Origin of the sequence: Streptomyces sp. ISL-87, from assembly GCF_018614095.1 — a bacterium.
In the GTDB taxonomy this organism is placed as follows: Bacteria; Actinomycetota; Actinomycetes; order Streptomycetales; family Streptomycetaceae; genus Streptomyces.
Map to the genome: position 1 here is coordinate 24,804 of NZ_JAGGOY010000087.1, position 13,710 is coordinate 38,513.

12 protein-coding genes are annotated in these 13,710 nt (G+C 74.3%); 8 read left to right on the forward strand and 4 right to left on the reverse strand.

Features of this window, described 5'->3' with window-relative positions:
- Positions 1–92 precede the first annotated feature (92 nt).
- The 4 genes from J7I97_RS29370 (at position 93) to J7I97_RS29385 (ending at position 4,939) form a co-directional block, all read left to right on the forward strand.
- A complete protein-coding gene (locus J7I97_RS29370; RefSeq protein WP_214940750.1) occupies positions 93–596 on the forward strand; it encodes a DUF6643 family protein in 504 nt (167 codons plus the stop codon).
- A gap of 68 nt (positions 597–664) precedes the next feature.
- Entirely contained in the window at positions 665–1,489 is an 825-nt protein-coding gene (locus tag J7I97_RS29375) for an MOSC domain-containing protein (protein ID WP_214940752.1), read from the forward strand.
- 261 nt (positions 1,490–1,750) lie between these two features.
- The gene (locus J7I97_RS29380; RefSeq protein ID WP_214940755.1) at positions 1,751–2,362 is read left to right on the forward strand and encodes a hypothetical protein; all 612 of its coding nucleotides are present in this window, start codon (positions 1,751–1,753) and stop codon (positions 2,360–2,362) included.
- A gap of 120 nt (positions 2,363–2,482) precedes the next feature.
- Entirely contained in the window at positions 2,483–4,939 is a 2,457-nt protein-coding gene (locus tag J7I97_RS29385; protein WP_214940758.1) for a right-handed parallel beta-helix repeat-containing protein, read from the forward strand.
- Here J7I97_RS29385 and J7I97_RS39020 read toward each other — a convergent pair.
- Entirely contained in the window at positions 4,878–7,505 is a 2,628-nt protein-coding gene (locus tag J7I97_RS39020) for a hypothetical protein (RefSeq protein ID WP_374195524.1), read from the reverse strand. The two genes, J7I97_RS29385 and J7I97_RS39020, sit on opposite strands and share 62 nt — an antisense overlap.
- A gap of 365 nt (positions 7,506–7,870) precedes the next feature.
- Between J7I97_RS39020 and J7I97_RS29395 the strand changes: the two genes are divergently transcribed.
- On the forward strand, positions 7,871–8,359 hold the full coding sequence (locus J7I97_RS29395; RefSeq protein ID WP_214940761.1) for an SRPBCC family protein: 489 nt from the start codon (positions 7,871–7,873) through the stop codon (positions 8,357–8,359).
- A gap of 112 nt (positions 8,360–8,471) precedes the next feature.
- Here J7I97_RS29395 and J7I97_RS29400 read toward each other — a convergent pair whose 3' ends face one another.
- Complete coding sequence (locus J7I97_RS29400) at positions 8,472–9,674, reverse strand: PLP-dependent cysteine synthase family protein (RefSeq protein WP_251059273.1); 1,203 nt, start codon at positions 9,672–9,674, stop codon at positions 8,472–8,474.
- Positions 9,675–9,882: 208 nt separating this feature from the next.
- On the opposite strand from J7I97_RS29400, the gene J7I97_RS29405 reads away from it, so the two are divergent.
- Complete coding sequence (locus J7I97_RS29405; RefSeq protein ID WP_214940764.1) at positions 9,883–10,431, forward strand: ATP-binding protein; 549 nt, start codon at positions 9,883–9,885, stop codon at positions 10,429–10,431.
- A 102-nt stretch (positions 10,432–10,533) separates the two neighbouring features.
- On the opposite strand, the gene J7I97_RS29410 is transcribed toward J7I97_RS29405, so the two are convergent.
- On the reverse strand, positions 10,534–11,787 hold the full coding sequence (locus J7I97_RS29410) for an ROK family transcriptional regulator (protein WP_214940766.1): 1,254 nt from the start codon (positions 11,785–11,787) through the stop codon (positions 10,534–10,536).
- A 54-nt stretch (positions 11,788–11,841) separates the two neighbouring features.
- Positions 11,842–12,570 carry an alpha-ketoglutarate-dependent dioxygenase AlkB gene (locus J7I97_RS29415; protein ID WP_214940768.1) on the reverse strand — a complete coding sequence of 243 codons (729 nt, stop codon included), beginning with the start codon at positions 12,568–12,570 and terminating at the stop codon, positions 11,842–11,844.
- A gap of 42 nt (positions 12,571–12,612) precedes the next feature.
- Between J7I97_RS29415 and J7I97_RS29420 the strand changes: the two genes are divergently transcribed.
- Together J7I97_RS29420 and J7I97_RS29425 are read left to right on the forward strand one after the other, a co-directional pair.
- A complete protein-coding gene (locus J7I97_RS29420; protein ID WP_214940770.1) occupies positions 12,613–13,356 on the forward strand; it encodes a maleylpyruvate isomerase family mycothiol-dependent enzyme in 744 nt (247 codons plus the stop codon).
- Positions 13,357–13,444: 88 nt separating this feature from the next.
- On the forward strand, positions 13,445–13,696 hold the full coding sequence (locus J7I97_RS29425; RefSeq protein WP_214940772.1) for a DUF6332 family protein: 252 nt from the start codon (positions 13,445–13,447) through the stop codon (positions 13,694–13,696).
- Positions 13,697–13,710: the final 14 nt, after the last annotated feature.

Here is a 13,710-nt window from a genome sequence, read left to right on the forward strand (position 1 = left end):
CTGTGGCCCTGACCTGCGAATATGCAGGTCAGGGGGGTGTTGACGACACCTCGCTATGGACCCCGTGAAGTCGTGGGCTTAACTTAGGTCCCATGACCTCCCCCCGCTCCACTTATGGCGGCGGTTACTACTCCGCGCCCTCCTTCCCGGACACCCCCATCTACGACTCCCTCGTCGCAGAACGGGGCACTCCGCAGATCGCCCCGATCCGCGTCCCGGCCGCCTACGACTCCCCGAGTTCCGGTTACTCGAGCGGTGGGTACCTCCCGGCTCTCGCGTCCGCGCTTCCCGCGCTGCCGGCCGCGCTGCCCCCGGCCATGCCGCAGCAGCAGGCCCCGGCGTACGGGTACCCGTACCAGCAGCAGTCGGCGCCTCAGCCGATGCCGCTCCAGCACGCGCCCGCGCCGTACATCCCGCAGCAACAGCAGCTCGCCGCCCGCCCCGGGTACGCGCAGCAGCCGCAGCAGCCCCGTCCGGTCGCCGCGGGCACCGGGTACGAGGCCATGCGCCCGGCGGCGCCGCGCCCGATGCAGGCTCCCGCGCAGGCCTCGTACGAGGACCCGTACGGCCGCCCCTACCAGGGGCGCGGCTACTGACCCGGGGCTGCTGACCCCGGGCTGAAACTCCCTGGGGACACGCCGAGGGCGGCTGGCAAAATGCCCTCATGGCGAACATGTATGTCCAGGCCCTCCACGTCCATCCCGTCAAGTCGGTAGCGGGGACTGCTCCCGACGAGGTGGCCGTGGAGCCCTGGGGACTGTCCGGGGACCGGCGGTGGGCGGTGGTCGACGCCGAGGGCACGGTCATCACCCAACGCCAGCAGGCGCGGCTGGCCTTGGCCACGGCCCGGCCGCTGGACGGCGGTGGGTTCGCCCTGTCGGCACCCGGCATGGCGGAGCTGGTCGTGGAGGTGCCCGAGCCGGGGCCGCTGGAGCCGGTCGTACTGTTCGGGAAGAAGATCGAGACCGTGTTCGCGGCGCGCGCCGCGGCCGATTGGTTCACCGCGTATCTCGGGGTCCCGGCGCGGCTGGTGTACCTGGACGACCCGGCCGTACGGCGGCCCGTGGATCCGGACTACGCGCTGCCGGGCGAGACCGTGAGCCTGGCCGACGGATATCCGCTGCTGCTCACCACCCTCGCGTCGCTGGACGCGCTCAACGCGCTGATCGCGCAGGGGGACCATCCCGAGGAGGGTCCGCTGCCGATGAACCGTTTCCGCCCGAGCGTGGTGGTCTCGGGGGCCGAGGCGTGGGCCGAGGACGGCTGGCGCCGCATCGCGATCGGCGATGCGGTCTTCCGCGGTGTGCGCGAGTGCGGGCGGTGCATCGTCACCACCACCGACCAGGCGACGGCGGAGCGCGGCAAGGAGCCGCTGAAGACCCTGGCCCGGCACCGGCGCATCGGCAAGTCGCTGGCCTTCGGGCGGCAGCTGGTGCCGGTGCGGCTGGGCACGGTGCGCGTGGGGGACGAGGTCCGCGTCTTGGAGTGACAGGTCTGCGGCGAGGCGCGGCACCCACCCGGAATGACACCTTCGGGGGGCTCCGGGCGCCGACCGGAACCAACGTGCGCCACGGCGCCGTTGGATCATTCGAGACGTGTGAGCACTCACGTGAAATCTCACGGGGAGACGGTGCGGGGGAACGTGCACCGGATCGGGTGACACATGTCTCGCGCGTCCCGGAATGCGCGTCCACGGGGCTTGCGGGAGGCTTGGACGCGCAGACAGGCGGAGGCAAGGGGGTGCCGGACCGTGCGGACAGCAATGGGTGTGTGGCGTTGGCGGCGCAATCCGCTGCGCCGGCCGACCGATCTCTTCGAGGCATGGGTGGCGTTCGCCGCGCTGGCGTGCGTCCTGCTGGTGGCTCCGGCCATCGGCTGTGTCGCGGGCCGGCAGGTCGATGTGACCCTCCAGCGGGCGGTGCGTGAGCAGCGGCAGGAGCGTCATCTCGTTCCGGCGGTGGTGGTCCGGCCGGCTCAGGAACCACCCGCGGGGGCGTCCGCCGAGCCGTCGGCGCAGCGGCAGGCCCCGCAGCGGACGCAGATCGTGGCGACTTGGACCGGGCCCGACGGCAGCAGCCACCAGGGCACGGTGCCGGCCGCGGAGGAACCGCCGCGCACCGGCGACCGGTTCCGGATATGGACCGACACCCGGGGCCGCCTGGTGGGGCAACCGCTCGACCCGGCGGCCGCCTCGATACACGCGGCCATGGTGGGCCTGGCCGCCGCCCTCGGCGCGGCCGCGCTGGCGGAGACGGTCCGGCGGATGGTCGTACGCAGGCTCATGCATTGGCGGTACATACGTCTGGACCGCGCGTGGGCGGCGGCCGGACCCGACTGGGGCCGGGCGGGCGCGGGCAGCTGACCTGGCAACTCACCGGCTCCACGCGCGCTACGGTGAGGGCCGGTCCAGTCGCTTCAGCCACATCGGGCGGCTTCCGTCGCTTCGACAGCACGAGAACGAGGGTGGGGGCACGACAGCACCATGGCTCAGGGCACGGTCCAGGTGACGCACGGCGGGGCTTCCCGGTGGCGGCGCCGCTCCGGTGAGTATCCGACGCTGACCGCCGCGCTCGCCGTCGCGGGCGACGGGGACGTGCTGTCGATCGCCCCCGGCACCTACCGGGAGAACCTGGTGCTGGACCGTGCCGTCACCCTCCGCGGGCCCGAGGGCTCGGTGGGGTCTGTGCGGATCGCCCCGCTCGACGGGGTCGCACTGACCGTCCGCGCCTCGGCCGTCGTCCAGGACCTGCACCTCGAGGGCCAGGACCGGGCGGCGCCCGCCGTGCTCGTCGAGGACGGCGCCCCCGAGCTCACCGACCTCCGGGTGAGTACCCGCTCGGCGGCCGGCATCGAGGTGCGCGGCGGGGCCCGGCCCCTGGTGCGGCGGTGCACGGTGGAGAATCCGACCGGGGTCGGGATCGCCGTACTGGACGGCGGCGGCGGGGTCTTCGAGGAGTGCGAGGTCGTGGCCGCCGGGCAGACCGGGGTCTCGGTGCGCGGCGGCGGCCACCCGCGCCTTGAGCGCTGCCGGATCCACCACGCCACCGGCGCGGGAATCGGCGTCACCGGCGAGGGCTCGGGCCTGGAGGCGCTGGGCTGCGAGGTGTACGAGATCAGGGGGGCCGGTGTGCAGATCGCCGCGCGCGCCGCGGCCAGGCTGACGGACTGCTCGGTGCACCGCACCTCTGCCGACGGCGTCACCCTCGACACGGACGCGGTGCTCACCCTCGCGGGCTGCGACATCCACGACATCCCGGAGAACGCGGTGGATCTGCGTTCCCGTTCGGTGCTCACGCTGAGCCGCACCACCGTCCGCCGGTTCGGCCGCAACGGCCTGTCGGTGTGGGACCCGGGCACCCGGGTCGATGCCGATTCCTGCGAGATCCACGACAGTACGGGCGACTATCCGGCGGTGTGGATCAGCGACGGGGCCACCGCCTCGCTGGACTCCTGCCGGGTGCACGATGTGCCGGACGCGGTCTTCGTGCTGGACCGGGGCTCGCGCGCCGATGTGGTCGACAGCGATCTGTCCCAAGTGCGGAACACGGCCGTCTCGGTGAGCGACGGGGCCACCGCCCAGCTGGACGACTGCCGCATCCGGGAGGCGGCGACCGGGGCCTGGTTCCGCGACCACGGCAGCGGCGGCACCCTCGCCAACTGCACCATCGACTCGGTGCAGACGGGCGTGATCGTCACCAAGGGCGCCGATCCCACCCTGGAACGGTGCACGGTCAGTTCCCCCGCCGAGGCCGGGTTCTACGTGTCGGCAGGCGGCCGCGGCACCTTCACGGCGTGCCGGGTGACAGGCAGCTCCGGCTTCGGCTTCCACGTCCTCGACGGCTGCCGCACCACGCTGACCCGCTGTCACACCGAGCGTTGTGCGCGCGGGGGCTACGAGTTCGCCGAGGACGGGCCGCTCGCCGAGGAGTGCACCAGCGACGCGTCGGGGCCGCGGCTCGCCGCCCAGTCGGCCTCGGGCGGCGGGCTCGCCGGTGAGCGCGCGGGGATCCGTACGGTCACCGCCGCGCAGAGCCCCGTACCGCAGGCGGCGGAAGTGCCCGCGCCGCGGCCCGCGGACCGGCCGGGCCCGGCGTCGCCCACGCCCAGCCGGCGCTCCGGAGAAGTACTGGGGCAGCTCGACGCGCTCGTCGGGCTGGACAGCGTCAAACGCGAGGTCCGCGCGCTCACCGACATGATCGAGGTGGGCAGGCGGCGGCAGCAGGCGGGACTCAAGGCAGCCTCGGTGCGACGGCATCTGGTCTTCACCGGCTCCCCCGGCACCGGCAAGACCACCGTGGCCCGGCTGTACGGGGAGATCCTCGCCTCGCTGGGGGTCCTGGAGCGCGGCCACCTGGTGGAGGTCTCCCGGGTGGACCTGGTCGGCGAGCACATCGGCTCCACGGCGATCCGTACGCAGGAGGCCTTCGACCGGGCGCGCGGCGGGGTGCTGTTCATCGACGAGGCGTACGCCCTGGCGCCCGAGGACTCGGGCAGGGACTTCGGGCGGGAGGCGATCGACACCCTGGTGAAGCTGATGGAGGACCACCGGGACGCGGTGGTCGTGATCGTCGCCGGGTACACGGCGGAGATGGACCGGTTCCTGACCGTCAACCCGGGGGTGGCCTCGCGGTTCTCCCGGACCATCACCTTCGGCGACTACGGCCCCGGGGAACTGCTGCGGATCGTGGAGCAGCAGGCGGAGGAGCACGAGTACCGGCTGGGCGAGGGTGCGCCCGAGGCGCTGCTGACGTACTTCACGGAGCTGCCCAAGGGCCCGGCCTTCGGCAACGGCCGGACCGCGCGCCAGACCTTCGAGTCGATGGTCGAGCGGCACGCGGGGCGGGTGGCCCAGCTGTCGGAGCCGAGCACGGACGAGCTCACCCTGCTGTTCCCGGCGGATTTGCCGCTGCTGTCGGATCCCCCCGGCGCCGGTCGCTGACCGGTTCCGCCGGTTCCGCCGGTTCCGGCGCTTCCGACGGTTCCGCCGCTCCCCGGGGGTCCGTTGGCCGGTCGTCGAGCCGCTTTCCCGGCCGCTGAGCCGGTACGTCGGCCAGGGCGGCCGTGCCCAACCGTGCGAGCAGTGCGTCGCGTTCGGTGGCGAAGGCGGGGTCTGCCTGGTAGTCGGAGTGGCCGAGGATCGGCGCGGGCAGCGGGTGGTGTGCGCTGCGGCCGTAGGCGAGCGGGTCGGCGAGCGGCCCCCGGTCCACATCGTCGCCGCTGTCTGCCAGGACCGGGCCGCCGATGGGATCGGTGGACCGCCAGAGGTTGCGCCAGCAGTCGACCTCCCGGTGCAGCGCGGTGAGCGGGCCGGGGCCGAAGTAGGCCGGGAACCAGCGGCCGTAGAGCCTGCTGAGCGGTGAGCCGTACGTCAGGAGCGCCACCCGGTGGCGGACCTGCGGCGGCAGCTGCCAGACGGCGGCCGCGGCGAGCACGCTGCCCTGGGAGTGGCCCGAGATGACGAGGCGGCCGCCGGTGCGGCCGGTCCAGCCGGTCATCCGCCAGGTCAGGTCCGGCACGGCCCGCTCGGCGTAGCAGGGCGGGGCGAACGGGTGGGCGGCTCGGGGCCAGAAGGTGCCGACGTCCCACAGGATCCCGATGGTGCGGCGGGCGGCGGGGTCCCGGTAGGCGCGTCGGCCCCAGGTGACGAAGAGGACGAAGCCGAAGCCTATGAGCCAGGACCCGGCGTCCTGGGCGGCGCGGGCCGCGGTCTCCAGCAGCGGATGGGCCCCGCGGGCGGCCTCGCCCGGGACCTGCCCGCTGAGCCAGGCGCCGGCGAGGGCGCCCGCGCCGAGGAGCAGCGTGATCCCGGAGACGGCGGCGACGAACCAGGGCGCGGAGTCGGTGAGAGCGGCGGCGGCCCGCGCCCCGGCGATCCGGCGGCTGCGGGACGTGTCCGGCGGCTCCCCCGGATACTCGGCGGCGACGGTCCGCGCGAGCCGGCGCCGGGTGAGCGCCCCGCGTACGCCGAACCAGACGGCGAGCGCGGCCAGCGCAAGGAGCAGCGGGGGCAGGACGGCCGCCTGCCAGGACAGCAGTACGGGCGGTCCGGGCAGCGGGGCGCCGGCCATGCCGGGGGTGGCGCCGCCGTCGAGCCAGTCGGCCACGCGCTGCGCGACCCCGCCCGACATCACCCCGCCGAGCGCGCAGCCGAGCATGGCGACGGCGGGCCCGCCGAGGCCGCTCAGGGCGGCGGCCCGGTCGGGGGCGAGGCGGTGCAGGTGCCGGGCGACGGCCGCGAGGGCGAGCACGCAGCAGCCCTGGCCGAGCATGATCACGCCGAAGGCGAAGTCGCCGGGCAGCCGTCCGGCGGAGGTCCAGCCGGGGCGCGACCAGCAGGCGTGCACGAGGACGGCGGCGAGCAGGACGAGGGCCCCGCGGGGCAGCAGGGTGACGGCGGCCCGGTCGAGCCGGTGGTCGGGCCGGGCCTCGCTGCGGCCCCGCCGGCAGATGACCCAGGCCACGGTGACCGCCCCGACGGCAAGCAGCACCTCCACCACCCACCCGAAGACGACGAGCCCCGTGTCCCCCGCCCGGCGGTCGTACCGAACGGTGGGAGCGGCAACGGCGGCGGCAACGCTGAGCAGCCCGGCAGCGGTATGCGCCGCCCGCAGCCGGGCCACGATCCGGCGTCCGTACCAGAACCCGGCCCGCCCGAGCGCGGGGGCGGCGCGGCTCGCCGTATCCGGCTCGGCGGCATCCGGCTCGGCGGTGCGCGGCTCAGCGGCATCCGGCTCGACGGCGCCCAGCTCGACGGCATCCGGATCCGCGGCGCACGGCCCGACCGCATGCGAATCGACGGCTCCCAGCCCGACGGCGCCCAGCTCAGCGGCATCCGGATCCGCGGTGCCCGCAGGGGGCTGCTGGGATTCGTAGGCACTCCATGTGCGGTTCGACAGGAACCAGAGCAGCCCGGTCAGCGCGGCCGGCACCAGCGCGCCGAGCGCGAGCCGCCGCCCGGGCTGGCCCCACCACCCGCCCGGCTCAAGGAACCCCAGCCAGGAGCGGGATCGGGTGCAGGTCCCGGAGCCCACGCACTGCCAGGCGAACAGGTCGAGCGCGACCTCGCAGGCGGCCGCGATCAGCAGCACGGTGAGGCTGAGCGCGAGGATCCGTACCAGCAGCCCGTACGTGCGCACCGCGCGCGGTGATCCCCCGGTGGCGGGCGCGGCCGGCCGGGCCCAGTGGGCGAGGTTGGCCACCATGAAGGGCAGGAGCAGCAGCCACAGCGCGCGGGCGCCGTTGCCGGAGGTGAGACGGGACCAGCAGTAGGCCTCGGGCACGGGCCGGCCGGTGTACCGCTCGGGGTGTGCCTCGGCGTCGGCGTCTTCGGTGCGGCGGAAGACGGCGGCGGTGGAGTCTCCGGTGATCCGGACGGTACGCGGGTCCCCGAGCAGCTCGCCGGGGGCGGCTCCGGCCACTCCGTGGACCAGGAGTTCAAGGGCGAGGGGATGGGGGCCGGTGGGGGCGGTGGGGGCGGTGCGGGTCGTCGGGGTGGTGTCCGGCACAGCGGCCTCCGCTCGCGGGGCGGGATCGGCGCAGCTCGTCACCGCGCGGCGGAACGCGCGGCTCCGCGTCACGGTCCGGGCGGGCAACCGTCGTAGTCGGTACGCGCGCTCCTCACCGCGGGTCGGAACCGGCGGCTCCGCGTCGTGGTCCCGGCTCCAACTCCTCGCCGCAGACCGGGCGCGCGGCTGCGGTCTCAAGCATCCCGCGTCGAGGGCCGCCTGCCCAGGACCCCATCCGCGTGAATTCACGGCCGGTGCGGACATCTGACGGGGAGACAGCTATGGTGACGCCGCACAGGCGCCGGCGCAGGCGCCACACGCGCACCGGAGACATGTTCCGCACCGCAACCTCAGGGGGTACCGCCATGGCTCGTCGACTCCGCCCCGTGGGGCTCGATTTCGCCGAGGTCGCACCGGTCCGCCTGGCCTTCACGGCCGGGGCCGCGGCGGCACCCGAGGCGGTGTACCGGGCGCTCGCGGAGGAGGTCGAGGGCTGGCCGCGCTGGTTCAGGGCGGTGACCCTGGCCCGGCCGACGCACGGCGGCGCGGGCCGTGAGATCAGGCTGGTCGGCGGGGTCAGGTTCCAGGAGACGATCATGGCCGCGGACCCGGAGCAGCGCTACGCGTACCGGGTCGACGAGACCAACGCACCAGGCGTGCAGGCCCTGTTGGAGGAGTGGCGGCTGACGCCCTCGGATACGGGGACCCGGGTCCGCTGGACCTTCGCGGCGGACGGTCCGGCCCCGTTCCGCCTCGCACTGGCCGCCGCCCGCCCGGGGCTCGGCCACTCCTTCCGCACGGCGGTGCGCACCCTGGACGCCCGGCTCGTCGCTCAGCGCGGGGCCGAACAGTAGACCCCGTAGCCGAAGCCTCAACCCCGGAGCCGGAGCCTCAACCCCCGGAGCCGGAGCCTCAGCCCCGGAGCCGGAGCCTCAGCCCCCGAGCGCGTGACCCCGGCCCACGCCGTCAGGCCACCGGCTCGCGCCAGACGCCGGCCGTCAGCAGGGTCTCGATCGTCTTCGCGTACGGGGCGATGTCGAGCCCCTGCGCCGCCAGCCAGTCGTCCGAGTAGTACTTGTCGAGGTAGCGGTCGCCCGGGTCGCACAGCAGGGTGACCACGCTGCCCGTGCGCCCCTCCGCCACCATCTCCGAGACGATCTTCAGAGCGCTCCACAGGCCGGTGCCGGTCGAGCCGCCCGCCTTGCGGCCTATGGCCTGTTCGAGCGCGCGGCACGCGGCCACGCTCGCCGCGTCCGGGACCTTCATCATCCGGTCGATGGCGCCCGGCACGAAGCTCGGCTCCATCCGCGGCCGGCCGATGCCCTCGATGCGCGAGCCGCAATCGCTGCTCGCGTGCGGGTCGTTGTTGGTCCAGCCGTCGAAGAAACAGGAGTTCTCCGGGTCCGGGACGCAGATGCGGGTGTCGTGCTGCATGTAGTGCACGTAGCGCGCGATGGTCGCCGAGGTGCCGCCGGTGCCGGCGGTCGCCACGATCCACGAGGGCTCGGGGTACCGCTCCAGGCGCAGCTGCTGGTAAATCGATTCTGCGATGTTGTTGTTGCCGCGCCAGTCCGTCGCCCGCTCCGCGTACGTGAACTGGTCCATGTAGTGCCCGCCGGTCCGGGCCGCGAGCTCCGCCGACGCCTCGTACATCTTCATCGAGTCGGCCACGAAGTGGCATTCACCGCCGTGGAATTCGATCAGGCGGCACTTCTCCGGGCTGGTCGTCCGCGGCATCACGGCGATGAACGGGACGCCGATCAGCTTGGCGAAGTACGCCTCGGAGACGGCGGTCGAGCCGCTGGAGGCCTCGATGACCGGGCGGCCGGGGCGGACCCAGCCGTTGCAGAGGGCGTACAGGAACAGGGACCGGGCGAGGCGGTGCTTGAGGGAGCCCGTCGGGTGCGTGGACTCGTCCTTGAGGTACAGGTCGATGCCCCAGGCCTCGGGGAGCGGGAAGCGCAGCAGGTGGGTGTCGGCCGAGCGGTTGGCGTCCGCCTGGACCTTGCGGACCGCCTCCTTCAGCCAGGCGCGGTAGTCCGCGTCGCTGCGGTCGACGTCGACGGTCGTCCTTGCCGTCGCGCCGCTGCCGCCGATCGCGCCGCTGCCGCCGATGGTGCCCGTGGCGCTGACGTCGCCCGTACTGTCGGTGGTGCCGGTGGTGCTCATGCGCCGTGCTCCTTCGTCCGTTCGTTCGCCCCCTGCCTTCGCAATGTACCTCTCCCACCTGCGCAAACAGTCACTTTGGGTTTCCATGCGAATCGCTTTAGGTCGCCGTCGCGCGCGTTCGGTTGCACAGCGGGCCACCGTGGGTGACCCTGGTGGAGCATTACTGAGGGTGCAGCACCCGTAACACTCATGTCGGGGAGTCGCAGCCGTGATCAGTCATTCCCGCAGGCACTGCGTCGTCGAGCTCCAGGCCTTGCCGTCGCGCATCGGCCAGGTCCGCAGAATCATCTCCGCGCAATTGCGCCACTGGCAGCTCGATCCGCTCATAGACCGGGCTGCGCTCGGCGTGACGGAGCTGCTCAGCAATGTCCACCGCCACGCGCAGCCGGACAAGACGTGCACCGTCGAGATCGAGCTCCGCCTCGGGCGGCTCACGGTCTCGGTCTACGACAGCGATCCGCGACTGCCCGTACTGCACGAGGCCTGCGCGGACGCCCTGGAGACCAGCGGGCGCGGGCTCGCGCTCGTCGAGGCGGTCAGCGAGGCGTGGGGCGCGCGGCACCAGCCGGACAGCCCGGGCAAAGTCGTGTGGTTCTCGCTCCGGGCAACGCCCGAACCGGCCGCGCCGACCCGTCCGGTCCGGATCACCACAACGCCTGTACGAGAGCCGGCGCCGGCGGTGTTCATCGCCGTTGATCCCGGAGCCGTCCCGGCAGGCCTGCCGGTGTCCGTGCCGGCCGGCGCCAGGCCCGGGTAGCCTCCGCCCGGCCGCGCCGCCGGGCCCGGCCCCGAAACAGCCGGGCGGAAGCCCGCCGAGGCGACGCCGACACCGTGCACGCCGACGACCCCGCCCCCGGGGTCAGGCCGCTGCCCCCAGCGCGCCCAGCGGGTCGTCCAGTACCGGCTGCCACGCCAGCTCCGCCGCGCCCACCAGGCTGTTGTGGTCCAGGGTGCACGGCAGGATCGGCACTCCCCCGCTGCGCCCCCACAGGCTGCGGTCCGCGACCACCGCGCGCAGCCGCTCCGGGTCCGCGTACAGCAGCTCCCGGTGCAGCCCGCCGAGGATGATCCGGTCCGGGTTCAGGATGTTCACCAGGCCCGCGAGGCCGAGCCCGAGCCGGTCGATGAGCTCCTCCGCGGCCGCCCGTACCGCCGGCTCGGCGTACTCCTCGCGCAGCAGGTCGCGGGCCTGCTGGAGCAGTGACACCTCCGGGCCGGGCGTCCGCCCCGCCGCGGTCAGGAAGGCGAGCGGGTCGGCCTCCACGTCCAGGCAGCCCCGGCCGCCGCAGTGACAGGCCCGCCCCTCGGGGTTCACGGTGAGGTGGCCGACCTCCAGGGCCAGGCCCGAACTGCCGCTGTGCAGGCGGCCGTCCAGCACCAGCGCACCACCGACACCACGGTGCCCGGTGGCCACGCACAGCAGGTGCTGGGCGCTGCGCCCCGCGCCGTGCCGGTGCTCGGCCAGCGCGGCGAGGTTGACGTCGTTGCCCGTCAGGGCCGGGCCGTCGATCCCGGCGGCCTTCACGCACTCCGCGAAGATGGCGCGTACGGGAGACCCGGCGGGCCAGGCCAGGTGGAGCGGGTTCAGCGCCGTGCCCTCCGGCTCAGCGACCGCGGACGGCACCGCGAGGCCCGCGCCCACACACCGGCGGCCGCTCTCCGCAAGCAGCGCGGCGCCCGCCTCGACCACCGCGCCGAGTACCTGCGCCGGGTCGGCGGAAACGGTGACCTTGCCGGGTGCGGTGGCCACGATCCGGCCGCCGAGGCCGACCAGTGCGGCCCGGAACCCGTCCGAGTGCACCTGCGCGGCCAGGGCCACCGGGCCGTTCTCGTCCACGGAGAGCCGGTGCGAGGGGCGGCCCTGGGCGCCGCCCGCACCGCCGGGGCGGGAGTCGACGCGGATCAGGCCGAGTGCCTCCAGCTCGGCGGCGACGGCTCCGGCGGTGGCGCGGGTGACGCCGAGCTCGGCCGTCAGGACCGCCCGGGTCGGGGCCCGGCCGGTGTGGACGAGCTCCAGCGCCGGGCCGAGCGCACCGCGGCCCCGTTCCAGCTTGGTCCGCGTGGACACGGTGGTCGCGTCCCCCACCCGCGGCGGGGCCCCGTTGCCGTTCATGAGAGCGATCCTCGCATGATCGGAGGCCGGCGGGCGCCGCCCGGCTAGCCACGGCTAGCCGAGCCCGCCGACCCGGAGTGTGATGTTCAACCGCCCGGTCAGGCCCAGCCCGGGCGGGGCGGTGCCGGGCTGGACCTTCGGCACCCCGTGATAGGCCAGGCGGTTCGGACCGCCGAAGACGAACAGGTCCCCGCTGCGCAGCTCGACGTCCCGGTACGGGCGGCCGCGTGAGGCGGTGTTCCCGAAGCGGAAGACGCAGGTGTCGCCGAGGCTGAGGGAGACGACCGGCGCCCCGGACTTCTCCTCGGCGTCGCAGTGCATGCCCATGCGGGCATCCCCGTCGTAGAAATTGATCAACGCGATGTCGTAGGCCTCGTCTTCGCGGGCGGCGAGGTCATCACCGGCCGCTCCGTACGCGGCGGCCACCGCGGCCTTCCCCAGCTCCGCGAGCCAGGCCGGCATCGGTTTCACCGGCGCCCCGTCGCCGTCCACGGCGGTGCGGGCGTACGCGTACGGGTACCAGTGCAGCCCGAGGCACACCTGGCGGGCGGTCATCGTCCCGCCGCCGGGGGTTCTCACGGTTCGCAGCCCGGCCGGCGGGCGCGCCCACTGGCGGCTGGCGGCGAGCAGCTCCCGCTGGCGCTGCGGCCCCAGCCAGTCGGGCACGTGTACGGCACCGGGCGCGATCTCGGTGCGCTCGCGCGGGAAGAGTTCCCCGTCGGAGGGTGTCCCGTAGAAGCGTGTCCCGTCGAAGGGTGCCCCGTCGGAGAGCTTGCCGTCCATGACTCCATTGTCAGTGCTCTGCTGTGCTGAAAGACTCCCGGTATGAAGATCGATGCATATGTGGAGGTCCTCGCCCGGGAAGGCGAGCTGCTCGCCGACATGGCCGAACGGGCGGGCACGGAGGCGCCGGTGCCCAGCTGTCCGGAGTGGCGTATCGCGGATCTGCTGCGGCACACCGGGGCGGTGCACCGCTGGGCGGCGGGATTCGTCGCGGACGCGCTGGTGGAGCCGGTCCCGTTCCCGGAGGCGCCGGAGCTGGTCGGCACCGAGCTGCTGGCCTGGTTCCGCGAGGGGCACGCGGCGCTGATCCGGACCCTGACCGAGGCCCCGGACGATGTCCAGTGCTGGACCTTCCTGCCGACGTCCCCGCCCTCCCCGCTGGCGTTCTGGGCGCGGCGGCAGGCACATGAGACGACGATCCACCGGATGGACGCGGAGGCGGCGCTCGGTGTTGCCTTCTCGCCGCTGGAGCCCGAGTTCGCGGAGGACGGGGTGGACGAGCTGCTGATCGGCTTCCACGCGCGGCCGCGCAGCCGGGTGCGGACCCCGCAGCCCCGGGTGCTCCGGATCCGGGCGGCCGACACCGGCGCGGTGTGGACCGTACACCTGTCGCCGGAGCCGGCCCGCACGGTGCGCGGCGACGAGGGCGGCCCGGCGGATTGCGAGCTGACCGGTGAGGCGGCATGGCTGTACGCCGCCCTGTGGAACCGGCTCCCGCTGGCCGGGCCCGGAGTGACGGGCGACCTGAAACTGGCCCGTCTGTGGAGTGAGACGGCCGGAGTCTGACCGTCCGCAGGGGAGGCGGGGCGCAGGGCGGCGGCCGGCCGGGGAGGCGTCCTTGTGACGCTGCCGCCCGTGCTGTGACACTGCGCGCATGGGGCGACGTACGCAGGCGGACCGGGACGCGATCACCATCGAGATCGGCTATGCCTTCCTCAGCGGGTGCCTGGCCGCCGCCCTCGTCTTCGGGGCGGTGTTCGGGCCCGCGCTCGCCTTCTCCCTCCCCCGCCCGGCGCGGCAGGCCCTCGCGGTGACGGGCGGGGTGCTGGCCGCCGTGGTGTTCCTGCTCCGCGTCACCCACATCCTGTGGCGCTTCGCCCGCCGCTCGGAGAACGACGGGCGCTAGTGCCGTGGCCGGAA